Raw genomic sequence first — 17,942 nt, forward strand, 5'->3', positions numbered from 1 at the left:
ATGTCGCCACGCGCAGCTCGGCTAATGCGCCGTTGCGACGGTCGCGTCCGCGTCCCGCAGCACCTCCAGCACCGCATCGGCATAACGCTCGAGCTTGGCCGCGCCGATCCCCTCGACGCGCCCGAGCGCGTCGCGGTCCGACGGCCGCTCGCGGGCGATCGCGCGCAGCGTGCTGTCGTGGAACACCACGTAGGCGGGCACGTTCTGCTCGCGGGCCAGGCGCGCGCGCAGCTCGCGCAGGGCCTCGAACGCGCCGACGTCGGCGGGCGCCAGGTCGGCGATGGCTTCGCCGCGCGTACCGCCCGTCCTGGCGCGGCGCGCGACCGGCTTGCGCAGCATCACCGGCTGTTCGCCGCGCAGCACCGCGCGGCTGGCCTCGGCCAGGCGCAGGCCGCCATGGCCCTCGGCGTCGACCTCGAGCAGGCCGTGCGCGACCAGTTGCCGGAACACGCCGCGCCAGGCGCGCGCGTCGAGCTCGGTACCGATGCCGTACACGCCCAGGCGGTCGTGGCCGAACTGGCGCACGCGCTCGCCGTCGCCGCCGCGCAGCACGTCGATCAGGTGCGCGGCGCCGAAGCGTTGGCCGGTCCGGTAGACGCAGCTGAGCGCCTTGCGCGCCGGCTCGGTGGCATCCCAGGCCTCGGGTGGCTGCAGGCAGTTGTCGCAATTGCCGCAGGCGCCCGGATGCGATTCGCCGAAATTCGCCAGCAGTCCCTGCCGCCGGCAGCGCATCGATTCGCAGTAGCCCACCAGCGCATCGAGCTTGCGGTGCTCCAGGCGCTTGCGCTCGGGCCCGGAGTCGGACTGCTCGATCATCTGCCGCAGCAGCACCAGGTCGCCCAAGCCGTAGCACATCCACGCATCCGAGGGTTCGCCGTCGCGACCGGCGCGGCCGGTCTCCTGGTAGTAGCCTTCGATCGACTTGGGCAGGTCGACGTGGGCGACGAAGCGCACGTCGGGTTTGTCGATGCCCATGCCGAAGGCGATCGTCGCGACCATCACCACGCCTTCCTCGCGCAGGAAGCGACGCTGGTTCGAGGCGCGCGTGGCGGCGTCCATGCCGGCGTGGTAGGGCAGGGCGTCGATGCCCTGCGCGGCGAGGAACTGCGCGGTCTCGTCGACCTTGCGCCGCGACAGGCAGTACACGATCCCGGCGGCGCCCCGGTGGGCCTGCAGGAAATCGAGCAGCTGGCGCTTCGCGTTCTCCTTGTGCACCACGGTGTAGCGGATGTTGGGGCGGTCGAAGGAATTGACGAAGCGGCGCGCGTCCTGCAACTGCAGGCGCTCGGCGATCTCGCGCTGGGTGGGCGGGTCGGCGGTGGCGGTGAGCGCGATGCGCGGCACGTCGGGCCAGCGCTCGTGCAGCACGGTCAGTTCGCGGTACTCGGGCCGGAAGTCGTGCCCCCACTGCGACACGCAGTGCGCCTCGTCGATCGCGAACAGGGCCAGTCGCGCGCGGTCGAGCAGGGACATGAAGCGGGGGGTCAGCAGTCGCTCGGGCGCGACGTACAGCAGGTCGAGTTCGCCGGCCAGCAGCTGGCGCTCGACGGCCTGGGCCGTGTCGGCGTCGAGCGTGGAATTGAGGCAGGCTGCGCGCACGCCGAGCTGGCGCAGGGCGTCCACCTGGTCCTGCATCAGCGCGATCAGCGGCGAGACCACGATCGCGGTGCCCTCGCGCAGCAGCGCCGGCAGCTGGTAGCACAGCGACTTGCCGCCGCCGGTGGGCATCAGCACCAGCGCGTCCTGGCCGCTGGCGACGTGGTCGACGATCGCCGCCTGCTCGCCGCGGAACGCGGCATGGCCGAAGACGCGGCGCAGCAGCGCCTCGGGGGATTCCTTCATGTGCTCAGGATACCGTCGCCTGCGCCCGATGCCGTCAGAAAACCGGCCGCGGCCGTGTCGGCGCAGGTCGCGCGAACGCGCTCCGTGCGACCGGCCGGAGCGCCCCGTGGGCGGGCCGCACCGGCGTCAGCGGGTGCCTACTGCAGCAGCGAGCGCAACATCCAGGCGTACTTCTCGTGCGTCTGCAGGCGCTGGGTGAGCAGGTCCTCGGTCGGGGCGTCGTCGGCGTCGTCGGCGACGTCGAGCGCCTTGCGCGCGGTGCGGCAGACCGCTTCGTTGCCGACCACCAGCTGGCGCACCATCTCGCGCCATTCCGGGGCCTCGGTGGCGCCGGCCTCCTCGGTGATCGAGGAGAGCTTGACGAACTCGGCATACGAGCCCGGCGCGTTGAAGCCCAGGGCGCGGATGCGCTCGGCGATGTCGTCCAGCGCGGTCCACTGCTCGGTGTACTGGGCCTCGAACATGTTGTGCAGGGCGTTGAACATCGGCCCGGTCACGTTCCAGTGGAAGTTGTGGGTCTTGAGGTAGAGGGTGTAGCTGTCGGCGAGGAACTTCGACAGCTCCTTCGCGATCTGCCTGCGATCCTTGTCGGAAATGCCGATGTCGATGGCCGGGCCGGTGCCGCCGGCGGCGGGCGAAGCCGCGGGGGAGATGGCGACGGCCGGCTTGGCGTCCCTGGACTGTTTCGCCGCCTTCGCGGTCTTGGCGGGCTTCGCGGGCTTGGTCTTAGACATGGGGACCTCGGAATCGGTTGGATTTTGGCGACAATACGCCGATGCGGAACGAATATGAGACTTGCCGGCGCCTTTGCAAGGGTGGCGATGGATTCTAGGCGCGCTCCCGCGACGGCTGCGTTAAAGCAGGCCCGTCGCGCGATCGAGGCTGGCCTGTCGCGCGACCGGGGCAGGCTGCTGGGGCTGTGGTCGCGCTGGAACGCGAATCCCTCGCAGGTCGCGGCGCAGGACGCGTTCGCCTCGGCGCTGCAGGCATCGCTGACGGCGCGGGAGGCCAAGGCCGCGCGCATCCCGACCTCGACGGTCGCCCCCGAGCTGCCGATCGCGGCGCACGCCGAGCGCATCGTCGAACTGGTGCGGGCGCACCAGGTGGTGGTGGTGGCCGGCGAGACCGGCTCGGGCAAGACCACGCAGTTGCCCAAGCTGTGCCTGCAGGCCGGCCGCGGCGTGGCCGGGATGATCGGCTGCACCCAGCCGCGGCGGATCGCCGCGCGCGCGGTCGCGCGCCGGGTGGCGGAGGAACTGCAGGTAGCGATGGGCGGGCTGGTCGGTTTCCAGGTGCGCTTCAACGACCAGGTCGGCGAGGACACCGCGATCAAGTTCATGACAGACGGCATCCTGCTGGCCGAGATCGCCTCGGACCGCTGGCTGTCGCGCTACGACACGATCATCGTCGACGAGGCGCACGAGCGCAGCCTCAACATCGACTTCCTGCTCGGCTACCTCAAGCAGCTGCTGCGCAAGCGCCGCGACCTGAAGCTGATCGTGACCTCGGCGACGATCGACACCGGACGCTTCTCGGCCCACTTCGACGATGCGCCGGTGGTGGACGTGGAGGGTCGCGGCTATCCGGTGGAGGTGCGTTACCGGCCGTTGGGAGGGGAAGGGGGAAAACCGGGGTCAGAGTCGACTTTTCCCCGAGGGGTCGACGAGGCGATCAGGACCCGCGGAAAAGTCGACTCTGACCCCATCTCGGCCCCAATCTCGATGCTCGACGGCATCGTCGCCGCCTGCGACGAGATCATGCACGAGCGCGGCACCGGCGACACCCTGGTGTTCCTGCCCGGCGAGCGCGAGATCCGCGAGGCGCACCAGGCGCTGGAACGGCGCAAGTACCGGCACACAGAGGTCGTACCGCTGTATGCGCGCCTCTCTGCGCGCGACCAGGACCGCGTGTTCAACCCCGGCCCGCAGCGGCGGATCGTGCTGGCCACCAATGTCGCCGAAACCTCGCTGACGGTGCCGCGCATCCGCTACGTGGTGGATCCGGGACTGGCCCGGATCAAGCGCTACAGCCCGCGGCAGAAGCTCGACCGCCTGCATATCGAGCCGGTGTCGCAGGCCAGCGCCGACCAGCGCAAGGGCCGTTGCGGCCGCATCGCGCCGGGCACCTGCATCCGCCTGTATTCGGAAGCCGAGTTCCAGTCGCGCCCGGCGTATACCGACCCGGAGATCCGCCGCGCCGCGCTGGCAGGCGTGATCCTGCGCATGCTGTTCCTGGGGCTCGGGGACATCGACGCCTTCCCGTTCGTCGAGCCACCGGATCCGCGCGCGGTCGCGGACGGCTGGCAGCACCTGGCCGAACTCGGCGCTGTCGAGGGCCAGCGCCGGCTCACCGACATCGGCCGCACGATGGCGAGGCTGCCGGTCGACGTGAAGCTGGCGCGGATGCTGGTGGCCGCGAAGGCGCACGGCTGCCTGCACGCGATGCTGGCGATCGCGGCGTTCCTGGGCAACCAGGATCCGCGCGAGCGACCGGCCGACCAGCGCGCCGCGGCCGACAACGCGCATGCGCTGTTCGCCGATCCGAAATCCGAATTCGTCGGCATCCTGCGCCTCTGGGAGGCGTATCGCGAGGCGCACGAGGAACTCACGCAATCGCAGCTGCGCAAGTGGTGCGAGAAGCACTTCCTGGGCTTCCTGCGCATGCGCGAATGGCGCGAGCTGCACCGCCAGCTCAAGCTGCAGTGCGAGGAGCTCGGGTGGTCGACGCAACCCGCGGCAGCGGAGAACGAACAGGGCTCCCTGCGCGACCGGGCGACGCCGGGACCGAAGCTCGCCGGCGACGCCGGCCCCGCGTCGGTCGCGCTGACGCCGCAGGACTATGCCGCGCTGCACCGCGCCCTCATCGCCGGGCTGCCGACACAGATCGGCCACCTCGGCGAGCGCGGCATCTTCGAGGGCCCTCGCGGGCGCCGCTTCCAGCTGTTCCCCGGCTCGCCGCTGGCGCGCAAGCCGCCGCCGTGGGTGCTGTCGGCGACCCTGCTCGATACCGAGAAGGTCTGGGCGATGACCAATGCCGCGATCGAGCCGGACTGGGCGATCGCCGAACTGCCGCACCTGCTGGCGCGGCGGCACCACGATCCGCGCTGGTCGCGCGCGCAGGGACGCGTGCTCGGCAGCGAACAGGTGAGCCTGTTCGGGCTGGTGCTGGCGCCGAAGCGGCCGGTCGACTACGGCCGCCTGTATCCGCTCGAGGCGCGCGAACTGTTCCTGCGCGATGGCCTGGTGAGCGGCGAGATCAACCTGCGCAGCCCGTTCCTGGCGCGCAACCTCAAGATGCTGGAGGACGCGCGCGAGGAGGAGGCCAAGCAGCGCCGGGCCGGCCTGGTCGTCGACGAGGACTGGATGCAGCGCTGGTACGCCGACCGCATCCCCGCGGAGATCGTCGACGCGCGTTCGCTGGACGCGTGGCATGGCAAACAGTCGGCGGAAGCCCGCCGGGCGCTGGCCTGGTCGAAGGACGACCTGCTGATGGGCGAGGGCGCCGATGCGGTGCGCTTCCCCGCCTTCATCGCACTCGGCGACGCGCGGCTCGCGGTGCGCTACCGGTTCGAACCCGGCGCGCCAGACGACGGCATGACCGTCTCGGTGCCGCTGCACCTGCTCAACGCACTGGACCCGGTGCGCCTGTCGTGGCTGGCACCGGGTTTCGTCGCCGACAAGGCGGCGGCGCTGATCCGCGGCCTGCCCAAGGCGCTGCGCCGCAACTTCGTGCCGGCGCCGGATTTCGCGCGCGCCTTCGCCGAGGCTCACCGCGGCGACGAGCCCGATGCATTCGCCGGCACCCTCGCGCGCTTCCTCGCGCGCATGACCGGCGTGCAGGTGGCGCCCACCGATTTCGACGAATCGGCGCTCGAGCCGCACCTGCGCGCGAACCTGCGGCTGGTCGATCCCGATGCGCGCGGAGGCGCGCAGGTGCTCGCCGAATCGCGCGACCTCGACGAATTGCGCGAGCGCTTCGGGGCGCGCGCCGCCGAGGCGTTCTCCGCGCGCGCCTCGGAAGGACTGGCGCAGTCGGGCCTGCGCGAGTTTCCCGCGACGCCGATCCCCGAATCGGTTCCCGGCGCAGGCGGCGTGCGCGCCTGGCCGGCGCTGGAGGACGCAGGCGACAGCGCGGTTCTGGGCGTGCACGCCGATCGCGCGCATGCCGCGAGGCTGCACCCGCAGGGCGTGCGGCGCTTGCTCGTCATCGCGCTGCAGGACCGGGTGAAGCAGGCGCGCAAGCAGCTTCCGGTGCTCGCAAAGACCGCCCTGCTGTATGCGGCGATCGAATCGACCGGCGACGCGACGCGCCCCGGGCGCGGCGGTGACAGGCTACGTGAGGATCTCGTCGATGGCGCACTGTCTGCCTTGCTGGCCGACGACCTCGGCGGGATCCGCGATGCAGACGCCTTTGCCGCCCGCCGCGATGCGGTCGCCCGCGCGCTGTTCGGCGAGGCGATGCGCCGCCTTGCGCAGGCCGAGTCGATCCTGGCGCTGGTGGCGGAGATCCGCGTGAAGCTGGAATCGCAGCTGATCGGCTGGGCCAGGGCCAACCTGGACGACATGCAGGCCCGGCTCGCGGCGCTGGCGCACCCCGGATTCCTGCGCGACGTGCCCGCGGCGGCGCTGGAGGGATATCCGCGCTACCTCAAGGCGCTGGCGATCCGTGCCGAACGCGCCCAGCGCGATCCGCTGCGCGACCAACAGCGGATGCTCGACCTCAAGCCGCTGGTCGACGCGTTGGCGGACGCCGCGGCGTCCGGACGCGGCGACGCGGCCGAGCACGATGCGCTGCGCTGGGAACTGGAAGAGCTGCGGGTGTCGATCTACGCCCAGGAACTGGCCGCGCGCGGCGCGCCGACTGCGAAGAAACTGGCCGCACGGATCGCGGCGCTTGGAGATGGGCGATGGTCGTCAGTGCGCGTCGACCAGCAGGGCTGAGCGACCATCCGCTCTGAAGGAAGTGCCGAATCACCATATCGAGTGCGTGTGGGACCCGCCATCCCGGGACCCCGAGGCCGGCATGCGAGTGCGCGCGGGCCACGGGGTCACTCGACGCGCTGGACTTTCGCCCGGGTGTTGTAGCCGTCGATGCTCATCCACCACGCGCCCATCAGGCCGGGTTTGATCCGCACCTTGGGATTGGACTTGCGGACACCGGCGAGCGTCGCCGCATCGGTCTGTTCCCACACCTGGCCATTGTCCAGCCGGTAGCGCTTGCGGCTTCCGAAACCGTTGAACTCCCCGACGATGTTCGCTTCGATGGGCTCTTCCGAACCGAAGTGGAAGAACCCGCGGTTCTTCTCGACCACTTCCTTGCGGCCTTCCTCGCGTGCCTGCTCGGTGGCGGCCGCGACCGCAGCGGAAGTCTCCTGCTGCACCCTCCGGTCGAGCCACGTGTTCAGGCGTGCCAGTTCCTCGCTGCTGAGCTTGTCCAGCCCGGCGGCCCTGAACTCTTCCGCCGACATGGCCTGTTCGATCGGTGGTGCCTGTTGCGCGAGGGCCAGCGCCGGCAGGGCGAGCAGCGTGGCAAGCAGCAGCAAATGGAGCGTACGCATGGCTGTTCCTCCTGGCGCGACGCGGATAGTGTAGGGCTTCTTTCCCGCGGATGACGTTCGTGCAGGCTGCCCCGCCGCCCGGCATCGAGAGCTGGCTCGCGCTTCCCGCGGCGTCGGCCATCGCGTCGACGCTGCGCGATGCGCTGCGCCGGGCCGCGCTGGAGGGCGGGGCCGGAGGCGAAGCCGCCGTCTCCACCGAGCCGGTCTCGCCCGCGATCCTGCGCGACACGCTCGCCTCGCTGGCCCTGCTCGGCGCCGACGGCGACACGGTGGCGGCCGCCCTGCTGTTCGAACTGCCCGGCCTGGCGCAGAAGGTGGAGCCCACGCTGCCGCCGCGCCATGCGGCGGTCGCCGCCCTGCTCGAAGGACAGCGCGCGGCCAACCAGGTCTGGACCCTGCACGCGCAGGCGGCCGGCCCCGGCAATACCGAAGGCCTGCGCCGGCTGCTGCTGGCGATCGTGCGCGACCTGCGGGTGGTGCCGATCCTGCTCGCGCGCCAGCTGGCGCGCATGCGCCACGCCACGACGCTGCCGGAGGAGGAGCGCCGCGGGCTGGCGCGGCTGACGCGCGACATCCACGCGCCGCTCGCCAACCGCCTGGGCATCTGGCAGCTGAAGTGGGAGCTGGAGGACCTCGCGTTCCGCTACCTGGAGCCCGACACCTACCGCCGCATCGCCGCGCTGCTCGACGACAAGCGCGCCGGCCGCGAGCGCTACATCGAGCAGGTCAAGGCGCAGCTGGACGAAGCCCTGCGTGCGCAGGGCGTCGCCGCCGAGATCGCCGGCCGGCCCAAGCACATCTACAGCATCTGGAAGAAGATGCGGAAGAAGGACGTGCCGATCGGCGAGCTCTACGACCTGCGCGCGATGCGGGTGCTGGTCGACGACATCCCCGCCTGCTATGCCGCGCTGGGCGTGGTGCATGCGCTCTGGGCGCCGGTGCCGGGCGAGTTCGACGACTACATCGCGCGGCCCAAGCACAACGACTACCGTTCGCTGCACACCGCGGTAGTGGGGCCCGAGGGCAAGACCCTGGAGGTGCAGATCCGCACCCGCGAGATGCACCAGCTGGCCGAACTCGGCGTCGCCGCCCACTGGCGCTACAAGGAACAGGCCTACGACGGCCGCGGCGGCCCGCAGCGATCTGCGGCAGGCAATGCCGCGCTGGAACGCAAGATCGAATGGATGCGGCGATTGCTGGAGGCGCACGGCGAGGGCGAGGGCGAGGCGGCGCTGGCCGGCGGCTTCGACACCGAGCTGGTCGAGGACCGGATCTACGTGCTCACGCCCGCGGGAGAGGTGGTCGACCTGCCGCGCGGCGCCACGCCGCTGGATTTCGCCTACCACGTGCACACCATGGTCGGGCACCGCTGCCGGGGCGCCAAGGTCGACGGGCGCATCGTGCCGCTCGACCACAAGCTGCACAGCGGCGACCGGGTCGAGATCCTCACCGCGAAGGAACCCGAGCCGCGGCGCGACTGGCTGGTGGCCGCCAACGGCTTCCTTGCCAGCCCGCGCGCGCGGGAGAAGGTACGCAGCTGGTTCCACCGGCTCGACCGCGAGCGCAACCTGCAGGCCGGCCGCGAGATGCTCGACCGCGAATTGCGGCGCATGGGTCTGTTGCACGCGGAGCTGCAGCCGGTGCTGGCGAAGTTCAACGTGGCCGCGGTCGACGAGCTGCTGGTGCTGGTGGCGCTCGGCGATGTCGGCCCGCACCAGGTCGGACGTGCGCTGCAGGACCACGAGCGCAGCCAGGCACGGCCCGAGGAAGCGCCGGCGACGTCGACGCTCATGCCGCGCCAGCCGCGGCGGGTGCCGAAGGCCGCGGCGGAGGGGGTCACCGTGGTCGGCGTGGACAACCTGCTGGTGCAGATCGCCCGCTGCTGCCATCCGCTACCCGGCGAGCCGATCTCCGGTTACCTGACCCGCGCGCGTGGGGTCAGCGTGCACCGCGCCGACTGCGCCGCGTTCCTGCGCCTGGCGGCAGCGCAGCCGCAGCGCGTGCTGCCGGTCGACTGGGGGCGCCAGGGCGGCCTGCACGAGGCCACGGCGGTGGTCGACGCGGTCGACCGCCGGCACCTGCTCAAGGACGTCAGCAACCTGATCGCGCAGGAGGACGCGCATGTGCTCGCGATCCACAGCGAGGCCAGCCGCCACGGACGCATGCGCCTACGGCTGCGGCTGCGCGTGGACGGCTACGAGCAACTCTCGCGGCTGCTGGCGCGCCTCGACAGCCTGCCCGGGGTCGAGCAGGCCAGGCGGGAATAGCGCGTGACTGCGCCCCCGCCGCCCGGCCGCCTCGACGCCCACGGCCCGCGGCGGGCGGGCATGAACCGCCCGGACCATGAAACATGTCTCCGCCGCACGTTTCACGCAAGGGTTCAGCCGCGCTCCGTAAGCTGCGCCGGTGACTCGGGAACGCACACCGGCGGGCGATGACGCGCGGCCTCGCGGCCGCCGGGAGCCCGTGGTCGGCGACCTTCGCGACCTCCGGTTCGAGGCGCGCGGGCGCGCGGCCGACGCGCGACCCCGGCCGCCGTCTCCCGTGCACGGCTGGTGGATCGCCGGGCTCGCGTTGCTCTCGGCGCTGGTGCTGGTGGCCGTGCTGCTGCGCGGACCGATGGGCGAGCGGCTGTGGCCGCAGGCGCGGGTACATACGCTCACCGGCGAGGCCGCGCAGGCGCTGGCGCGCGGCCACCTGACCGCCGCCGACGGCAGCGGCGCGCGGGAACTGTACGAGGCGGCCATGGCGATCGATCCGGACCGCGTCGAACCGCGCGCAGGGCTGGCGCGCGTGGCGGAGGCGGCGCTCGCGCAGGCGGCCTCGGCCGAACAGCAGGGTCGTTTCGAGCAGGCGCACGCGAATCTGCGGCTGGCGCGCCAACTGTCGATTCCGCGCGGGCGCGCCGATGCCGTCGCCGAACGGCTGCGCAGGCGCGAAGCCGCGGTCGCGGGCCTGGACGGGTTGGTCTCGCGAGCGGAGGCCGCCCGCCTCGCCGGACGCCTGCATGGGGACGACGAGTCGGCCCTGCCGCTGTACGCGCGTGTGCTCGAACTCGACCCCGGGCGGCCCGATGCGCTGCGCGGGCGCGAGGACGCCCTGAGCGCGCTGCTCGAACAGGCCAGGCGCGACCTGCGCGCAGGCGACATCGCCGCGGCCGCCACCGCGATCGCGGCCGCGCGCCGGTACGACGCGGGGCATGTCGATCTGCCCGATACCCAGGCCCGCTTCACCGAGGAACTCGATGCGCTGCGGCGGCGTGCCGACGCCGACCTGACGCGCGGGCGCATCGACGAGGCGGTCGCGACCTGGCAGCGCCTGCAGCGCTACGACCCGACGGATGCCGCTGCCGCGGAGGGCCTGCGCCGTGCCGCCCGGGCCTTTGCGGTGCGGGCGCAACGGCTGGCGGCGGATTTCCATTTCGACGAGGCCGAGGCGGCGCTCGCGAAGGCCCGCGCACTGGCGCCGGACGGCGCTGCGGCAACCTCCGCACAGGTGGCGGTCGATCGCGCACGCCGCAGGCTCGCGCAACTGCAGGCTGCCGGCAACGGCCCGGATCCGGCGCGACGCGTCCCCGAACTGCTGCGCCAGGCCGCGGACGCCGAGGCCCGCGGCGACCTGCTGACGCCGCCCGGCGAGAGCGCTTACGACAGGCTGCGCGCGGCGCAAGCCATCGCCCCTCGCGATGCCGACGTGCGGCGCGCGGTCGCGCGCCTGCTGCCCTCGGCGCGCGATTGCTTCGAGCGCCACCTCAGCGCGAACGACCTCGCCCGCGCGCGGCGCTGCCTGGATGCGCGCGACGCGCTCGGCGACGAGGCCGGCGCGCTCGGTCAGGCGCGCGGGCGCCTGGCGCAACGCTGGCTTGCGATCGGCGACGAAAGGCTCGCGGGCGGGCAACTGGGGCCGGCCAGGACCGCGCTCGACACCGCGCGCTCGCTCGATCCGTCGAGTCCCGGGCTGGGCGAGTTCGAGCGTCGGCTGCGCACCGCCTCCGCGCCCGCGGAATGACCGGGCCCGGCGTTCGGCGCATCCTCCCGGCGGGACCGGCGCGCGTGACGGCGTTCGCGGATCGACGCCCGGTGCCGCCGCGGATGCGCTTCTGCCTGCAGGCGCCCCGCGAACCGGCGCGCCTGTCTGGGGTCAGCCCGGACCGTCGTCGAAGAAGACGCGGCGCACCGCCGCACGTGCGGCCGACGGGGAAAAGTGACGTGCGATGTTGTCGTGGCCGTTGCGGGTGAGGCTCGACCACAGCGCCTCATCTTCGTACAGGCGCACCACCGCGTCGGCGAATGCCTTCGCCTCGTCCGCGACCAGCACATCCATGCCGGGCCGCAGGTGCATCCCCTCGGCGGCGATCGTCGTGGCCACGACCGGTTGCCCGTGCGCCATGCTCAGGTTGATCTTGCCCTTGACCCCGGCGCCCACGCGGAGCGGGGCGACCGCGATCCGGCAGCCGTCCATGTACGGGTCCAGGTCGGCCACGTGGCCATGGACCAGTACGCCGTCGCGCTGCGCGAGCGCGAGGATCTCCGCCGGCGGCCCATCGCCGATGCAGTGGAAGCGTACGCCGGGCAGGCGGGTGCGCACCTCGGGAAACACCGCGTCGCAGAACCAGCGCACCGCGTCCGCATTCGGCGGATGGCGGAATCCGCCGACGAACACCAGATCCCGGCGCCGGTCGAACGGCAGACCGGTGCCCGCGATCTCGTGCACGTTGGACAGCACTTCCACCCGCGCCCCCGGCAACTCGCGCGCCAGCACGCTCGCCTCGTCCGCGCTGACCACGGTGGTCAGGTCGCTGCGCGCGACCACGTCCATCTCGAGCGCCCTCGTGCGGGCGGCGTTGCGCGCGAGCGCGCCATCGCCCGCCAGCCGGGCCGCACGCGTCTCGCGCAAGAAATGCAGGTCGACGCTGTCGAATACCAGCCGCGCGCGCGGCGCGTACCGGCGCAACAGCGGCAGCAGTTCACGCATGACGTAGTGCCGGCTGACCATCGCCGCGTTGAAACGCGGGCCGTGTTCGCGCAACCAGGCAGGCAGGCGGCCCGCGTAGGGACCGTACCAGGTCTCGATGCCGAGTTCCTGGAGCGCCTCGGTGTATGCGCCTGCATGGGCGAGGTCGGAGGGCAGGAAGGTCACATGGGCGCCTTCCTCCCGCAGCAGGCGCATCAGGTTCAGCAGCCGCAGCGAGGCCGAATCGCGATCGGGCGTGGGCGTGGTCCCGTCGACCACCAGCACCTGGCGCTGGCCGCGGTGCAGCAGCGCCGGCGTCGGCACCTGGCCGGGCGCGAGGTGCGACGCCAGCGCGGCCGAGCGGCGCGCGAAGAAGATCGCCCGGTTGCGTGCCTGGTAGGCCTTGGCGCCCGCGGACGGGTCGGTGCCGGCGGTCGCCCCCTCGTCGTGGACCACGCGTGCCGCCGGCTGGTAGCGCACCCGCAGCCCGGCCTCGCGCACGGCGAAGGCGAGGTCGGTGTCCTCGTAATAGGCCGGCGCGTAGCGCGGGTCGAAGCCGCCGACGCGCTCGAACAGCGCCCGCGGGATCGCGATCGCCGCGCCGGAGAGGTAGTCCGCATCGCGCACGTAGGAAAAGCGCGGGTCGTCCGGCGATTCGAAGCGGCCGTAGTTCCAGGCGCTGCCGTCGGCGAACACCACGCCCCCGGCTTCCTGCAGGCGGCCATCCGGGTACAGCAGTTGCGCGCCGGCAAGGCCGGTGTCCGGGTGCGTGGCGAAGGTGTCGAGGAGCGCGTCGAGCCAGCCGGGCTGGGGCACGGTGTCGTTGTTGAGGAACACCAGCAGCTCGCCGCGTGCGGCGGCCGCGCCATCGTTGCAGGCGGCGATGAAGCCGCCATTCGCTGCGCGCGTGACGATGCGCAGCCCCGAGACCTGCGGAAGGTAGCGGAGGGTGTCGTCCGGAGAGGCATCGTCGACCACGATGATCTCGGTCGCCCGCAGCGGCGGGTGCGCCGCGATCGCGCGCAGGCAGGCGAGGGTGTGCGGCCACTGCCCGTGCACCGGGATCACGACGCTGGCGGCGGGCGCACTGGCCTGCGGCAGCGCGAACGCCGAGAACGGGCTCGCGTCGGCCGCTACCGTCGGCATGCGCGACGGCGTCGACGCGCGCGCGAACTGCAACCTCACCCGCTCCCAGCTGCGCCGCCAGCCGCGCGTGCGCAGGCTCGCCGCGCCACGTCGAATGAGCCCCGTGCTCCTGGCCAGCAGCAGGCGAAGGTCGTCCAGCGAAAACCTCATGCGCCCGCAACTCCAGCTGACCGCGGGGTCGCGACGGGCGGCCGGTGGTGGCGGGGCTGGGCTAGACTCCACATCGCGCCGATTGTCGCATTCCGCGGCTCCACGCCGGTGCAGGTTCCGGAGTGCATGGCGCGCATCGAGTACGACGAAGACGACCACGACGATCGCCGTGCCGGCGTGTCCGGCAGCGACTGGCGCCGCAGGCTCGCCACCGGGGCGCTGGCGCTGGTCGGACTGGGGATCGGCTTCCTCGTCCCCTATACCCTGTATCTGAACCACCAGATCAGCGAACGCTTCGGCGAACTGAGATGGCAGGTGCCCACGCGCGTGTACGCGCGCCCGCTGCGGCTCGCGCCGGGGCTGGCGATGGACGCGCAGACGCTCAAGACCGAACTCGACGCGGCCTCCTACCGCGAAGGCGACGGCGTGCGCGCCGGCACCTACGAGCGCGATGGCGGCCGCTGGACGATCGCCAGCCGCGGCTTCCGCGATGTCGACGGGGTCGTCGGCCCCAGCCGCATCGAGGCCACGCTCTCCGGCGGCCGGGTGGGCGGCCTCAAGGACCTGGGCAGTGGCAAGGCGATCAGGGCCGCGCGCCTGGACGTGGCGCGCATCGCCACCCTCTACGGCCAGCAGCAGGAGGAGCGCCGGCTGGTGCGCGTGGAGGACGTCCCGCCGCTGGTGACCGACACCCTGCAGGCGGTCGAGGATCGCGACTTCGCCCACCACCACGGCATCGACCTGAGCGGTATGGCGCGGGCGGCCTGGGTCAACCTGCGCTCGGGCGAGAAGAAGCAGGGCGCGAGCACGCTCACCCAGCAGCTCGCGCGCAGCGGCCTGCTGGGCATCGGCCGCGAGCAGACCTGGAGCCGCAAGTTCAACGAGATCCTGTACGCGCTGCTGATGGAAGCGCGCTACGACAAGAGCACCATCCTCGAGGCCTACCTCAACCAGGTCTACCTCGGCCAGCGCGGCGCACAGGCGATCCACGGCATGGCCGCGGGCGCCGAGTTCTGGTTCGGGCGCCGCCTGGAGGACCTGGACACCGAGCATGTCGCGCTGCTGGTCGGCATGGTGCGCGGCCCGTCCCACTACGATCCGCGCCGCCACCCGCAGCGGGCGAAGGCGCGACGCGACTTCGTGCTGGCGAACATGCTCGAGACCGGCCTGATCGACCAGTCTGCGCATGACCGAGCGGTGAAGGCACCGCTCGGCGTCACCCGTTCCCCCGGCAGCGTCGCCGCCAACCGCTTTCCCGCCTATGTCGACCTGGTGCGCCGGCAGCTGGCGCGCGACTATCCGGCCGACGCGCTGCAGGGCGCGGGGCTGAGCGTGATGACCGGCATGTCGCCGTCGGCGCAGGCGTACGCGGAAGCCTCGGTGACGCGGACCGTCGAATCGCTGCAGACAGGCAAGCGCCCGCCACTCGAAACCGGGCTGGTGGTGACCGACGTGCACGATGGCGAGGTGATCGCGGTGGTCGGCAGCCGCCAGCCGACGGTGCACGGCTTCAATCGCGCGGTCGAGGCGCAGCGGCCGGTGGGTTCGCTGCTCAAGCCCTTCGTCTACCTGCTGGCGCTGGCCAGCCCGCGCGACTGGTCGCTGGCCACCTGGGTCGACGACTCGCCGGTCACGGTGACGCTCGAGAACGGCAAGCGCTGGTCGCCGGGCAATTCCGACGGGCGCAGCCACGGCGCCGTGCGCGCGATCGACGCACTCGCGCAGTCCTACAACCAGGCCACGGTGCGCATCGGTATGCAGGTGCGGCCGGAGCGGCTGGCGGACCTGGTGAGGACGCTGGCGGGGATCGAGGCGCCGGGCAATCCCTCGCTGATCCTGGGCTCGGTCGACCAGAGCCCGTACGCGATGGCGCAGCTCTACCAGTTCCTCGCCTCGGGCGGCGAGATCCAGCCGCTGCACGCGGTGCGCGGCGTGCTCGATCCCGAAGGCCGGGTGGTCAAGCGCTACGACAAGGAGCCCGCGCCGGCCACCGAGGGCGATGCGATCGCGGCGCGGCTGGTGACCCTGGCGCTGCAGCACGCGGTGACTTCGGGCACCGGCCGGCGCCTGGTCAATGACGGCCTCGGCCGGCTCGGCGCCGCCGGCAAGACCGGCACCAGCAACGACGGCCGCGACAGCTGGTTCGCCGGCTGGACCGGCGACCACCTCGCGGTGGTGTGGGTCGGCAACGACCAGAACGAGCAGACCGGCCTGGTCGGCGCCACCGGTGCGATGCGGGTCTGGTCCGGGATCTTCGCGCACCTGCCGAGCGCACCGCTGCGGGTCGGCAACGAGGGCCTGGACTGGCAGTGGGTACTGCAGTCCAACACCACGGATGCCGAGTGCCCCGGCGCGCGCCGCTTCGCCTTCGTCGCCGGCTTCGCGCCGCCGTACGCGTCCTGCGCCTCGTACGCGCCGCCGGATCCCTATGGCGCCGATCCCTATGGCGCGGATCCGCATGGCGCCGCGCAGGGATCGCCGGATGCGCAGCAGACGCGTTCGCGGGGCTGGCGCGACTGGTTCGGATTCGGCCGCCGCGAACCGCAGCCCGACACGCCGCCGGCCGCCCCGCCGGCGCCTGTTCCCGCACCTGCGCCGGCACCGGCGTCCCCGGCACCCGTCCCCAACGAGTAAGTCATGAGATCGAACTCCACCCCCGCCATCGCGGCCCTCGCCGTCGCCCTGTGCATCGCCGCCTGCACCACCGCACCGCCCGCGCCTGAGCCGGTGGCGCTCACGTCCGCTTCGCCGGAACAGATGGTCGCCGCGATCGACGCCGCGGCAGGCAGCGGCGAAGGCGAACTGGCGGTGCAGCCGCTGCGCGACCCGATGGTCGAGGACCTGCGCGCGCAGGCGCAGCAGGCGCGTGCGCAGGGCGGCTACGACGAGGCCGCGGCCGCGCTCGATCGTGCGCTGGCGATCGTCGCAGACGATCCGGCGCTGCTGCAGGAACGCGCCGAAACCGCGCTGCTGCAACGCGACTACGAGCGCGCCGGCGCGCTCGCCGAACGCGCGTTCGCGCTCGGCGCGCAGGTGGGGCCGCTGTGCCGACGCCACTGGGCGACGATCGAACAGGTGCGCCTGGCCGCCGGCGATGCCGCCGGCGCGGCGTCCGCCAGGCACCAGGTCGAGGGCTGCAAGGTCGCCGGGCCCAACCGGTTCTGAGATGACGGCGGCCGCTTCCACGGAAGGCGCGGACACGCTCGCCGCCCGCAGTTCCGCCGCGCTGTCGGAAGGCGGCCTGCTGGCGCAGCGGATCCCGGCCTTCGCCGCGCGCGAGGCCCAGCAGCGGCTCGCCGCGGCGGTGGCGGACGCGCTCGGCGGCCGCGAGACCCTGCTCGCCGAGGCCGGCACCGGCACCGGCAAGACCTTCGCCTACCTGGTGCCGCTGCTGCTGTCGGGGCAGAAGGCGATCGTCTCCACCGGCACCCGCGCGCTGCAGGACCAGCTCTACCACCGCGACCTGCCGCGCGTGCGCGACGCGCTCGGCACCGGCCTGAAGACCGCACTGCTCAAGGGCCGCGCCAACTACCTGTGCCGCTACCGGCTCGAACGCGCCAAGGGCGAACCACGCTTCACCTCGCGCGAGCAGATCGCGCAGTTCCAGCGCATCGTCGCCTGGAGCGGGCGCACGAAGATGGGCGACCTGGCCGAGGTCGAGGCGCTGGCGGAGGATTCGCCGCTGCTGCCGATGGTCACCTCGACCGCCGACAACTGCCTGGGCAGCGAATGCCCGATGTGGAGCGAATGCTTCGTGGTGCAGGCGCGGCAGCGGGCGCAGTCGGCCGACCTGGTGGTGGTCAACCACCACCTGCTGCTGGCGGATCTTGCGCTCAAGCAGGAAGGCTTCGGGGAGATCCTTCCGGGTGCGCAGGCGTTCGTGGTCGACGAGGCTCACCAGCTGCCGGAGCTGGCAGCGCAATTCTTCGGCGAGGGCCTGTCGGCGCGGCCCCTGGTGGAGCTGGCGCGCGACGCGCTCGGCGAAAGCAAGGACGTGCCGGGCTCGCTGGCGATCGTGCAGGCGCCGTCGCGCGACCTCGAGCAGGCCACCCGCGGGCTGCGCGCGACCATGGAAGGCCTGCCGATGCGCGGCACCCAGGCGCGCGCGCTGCAGTCGTCCGCGTTCGCCGACGGCCTGCGCGCGCTGGGCGATGCGGTGGCGGCGCTGCGCGACGCGCTGGCGCCGCTGCGCGAAGCCTCGCCGGGCTTCGATGCCTGCCACGCGCGCGCGCAGGAAATGATGTCGCGGCTCGGGCGCTGGACGAAGCCGAAGCCGGGGTCGGAGTCGACTTTT

General features: G+C 72.6%; 10 protein-coding genes. 6 read left to right on the plus strand and 4 right to left on the minus strand.

Annotated features, from left to right (window positions below):
* Positions 1-21: 21 nt before the first annotated feature.
* Entirely contained in the window at positions 22-1,842 is a 1,821-nt protein-coding gene (recQ, locus tag JMO03_RS14545; protein WP_202844437.1) for a DNA helicase RecQ, read from the minus strand.
* A 137-nt stretch (positions 1,843-1,979) separates the two neighbouring features.
* Complete coding sequence (locus tag JMO03_RS14550) at positions 1,980-2,576, minus strand: Dps family protein (RefSeq protein WP_202844438.1); 597 nt, start codon at positions 2,574-2,576, stop codon at positions 1,980-1,982.
* Between the two features lie 87 nt (positions 2,577-2,663).
* Between JMO03_RS14550 and hrpA the strand changes: the two genes are divergently transcribed.
* A complete protein-coding gene (gene hrpA, locus JMO03_RS14555) occupies positions 2,664-6,782 on the plus strand; it encodes an ATP-dependent RNA helicase HrpA (protein ID WP_202844439.1) in 4,119 nt (1,372 codons plus the stop codon).
* A 107-nt stretch (positions 6,783-6,889) separates the two neighbouring features.
* Here the strand turns inward: hrpA and JMO03_RS14560 are convergent, their stop codons facing one another.
* The gene (locus tag JMO03_RS14560; protein ID WP_202844440.1) at positions 6,890-7,399 is read right to left on the minus strand and encodes a hypothetical protein; all 510 of its coding nucleotides are present in this window, start codon (positions 7,397-7,399) and stop codon (positions 6,890-6,892) included.
* 50 nt (positions 7,400-7,449) lie between these two features.
* Between JMO03_RS14560 and JMO03_RS14565 the strand changes: the two genes are divergently transcribed.
* Both JMO03_RS14565 and JMO03_RS14570 read left to right on the plus strand, forming a co-directional pair.
* The gene (locus tag JMO03_RS14565; protein ID WP_202844441.1) at positions 7,450-9,666 is read left to right on the plus strand and encodes a RelA/SpoT family protein; all 2,217 of its coding nucleotides are present in this window, start codon (positions 7,450-7,452) and stop codon (positions 9,664-9,666) included.
* 199 nt (positions 9,667-9,865) lie between these two features.
* Positions 9,866-11,407: a hypothetical protein gene (locus JMO03_RS14570; RefSeq protein WP_202844442.1), complete on the plus strand. Its 1,542-nt coding sequence runs from the start codon at positions 9,866-9,868 to the stop codon at positions 11,405-11,407.
* Positions 11,408-11,539: 132 nt separating this feature from the next.
* Here JMO03_RS14570 and JMO03_RS14575 read toward each other — a convergent pair whose 3' ends face one another.
* The gene (locus JMO03_RS14575) at positions 11,540-13,648 is read right to left on the minus strand and encodes a glycosyltransferase (protein WP_202844443.1); all 2,109 of its coding nucleotides are present in this window, start codon (positions 13,646-13,648) and stop codon (positions 11,540-11,542) included.
* Positions 13,649-13,774: 126 nt separating this feature from the next.
* Between JMO03_RS14575 and mrcB the strand changes: the two genes are divergently transcribed.
* The 3 genes from mrcB to JMO03_RS21195 form a co-directional block, all read left to right on the plus strand.
* Complete coding sequence (gene mrcB, locus JMO03_RS14580; protein ID WP_202844444.1) at positions 13,775-16,282, plus strand: penicillin-binding protein 1B; 2,508 nt, start codon at positions 13,775-13,777, stop codon at positions 16,280-16,282.
* 3 nt (positions 16,283-16,285) lie between these two features.
* Complete coding sequence (locus JMO03_RS14585) at positions 16,286-16,813, plus strand: hypothetical protein (RefSeq protein ID WP_202844445.1); 528 nt, start codon at positions 16,286-16,288, stop codon at positions 16,811-16,813.
* Between the two features lies 1 nt (position 16,814).
* On the plus strand, positions 16,815-17,942 hold a 1,128-nt coding region (locus JMO03_RS21195; RefSeq protein ID WP_238346184.1), incomplete at its 3' end, for an ATP-dependent DNA helicase.

The organism is Luteimonas saliphila (assembly GCF_016774335.1).
Lineage (GTDB): Bacteria > Pseudomonadota > Gammaproteobacteria > Xanthomonadales > Xanthomonadaceae > Luteimonas > Luteimonas saliphila.

Coding starts and splice junctions, on each gene's coding strand:
- recQ (WP_202844437.1), bottom strand. CDS start 1,842: ATGAAGGAATCCCCCGAGGCGCTGCTGCGCCGCGTCTTCGGCCATGCC.
- JMO03_RS14550 (WP_202844438.1), bottom strand. CDS start 2,576: ATGTCTAAGACCAAGCCCGCGAAGCCCGCCAAGACCGCGAAGGCGGCG.
- hrpA (WP_202844439.1), top strand. CDS start 2,664: ATGGATTCTAGGCGCGCTCCCGCGACGGCTGCGTTAAAGCAGGCCCGT.
- JMO03_RS14560 (WP_202844440.1), bottom strand. CDS start 7,399: ATGCGTACGCTCCATTTGCTGCTGCTTGCCACGCTGCTCGCCCTGCCG.
- JMO03_RS14565 (WP_202844441.1), top strand. CDS start 7,450: ATGACGTTCGTGCAGGCTGCCCCGCCGCCCGGCATCGAGAGCTGGCTC.
- JMO03_RS14575 (WP_202844443.1), bottom strand. CDS start 13,648: ATGAGGTTTTCGCTGGACGACCTTCGCCTGCTGCTGGCCAGGAGCACG.
- mrcB (WP_202844444.1), top strand. CDS start 13,775: ATGGCGCGCATCGAGTACGACGAAGACGACCACGACGATCGCCGTGCC.
- JMO03_RS14585 (WP_202844445.1), top strand. CDS start 16,286: ATGAGATCGAACTCCACCCCCGCCATCGCGGCCCTCGCCGTCGCCCTG.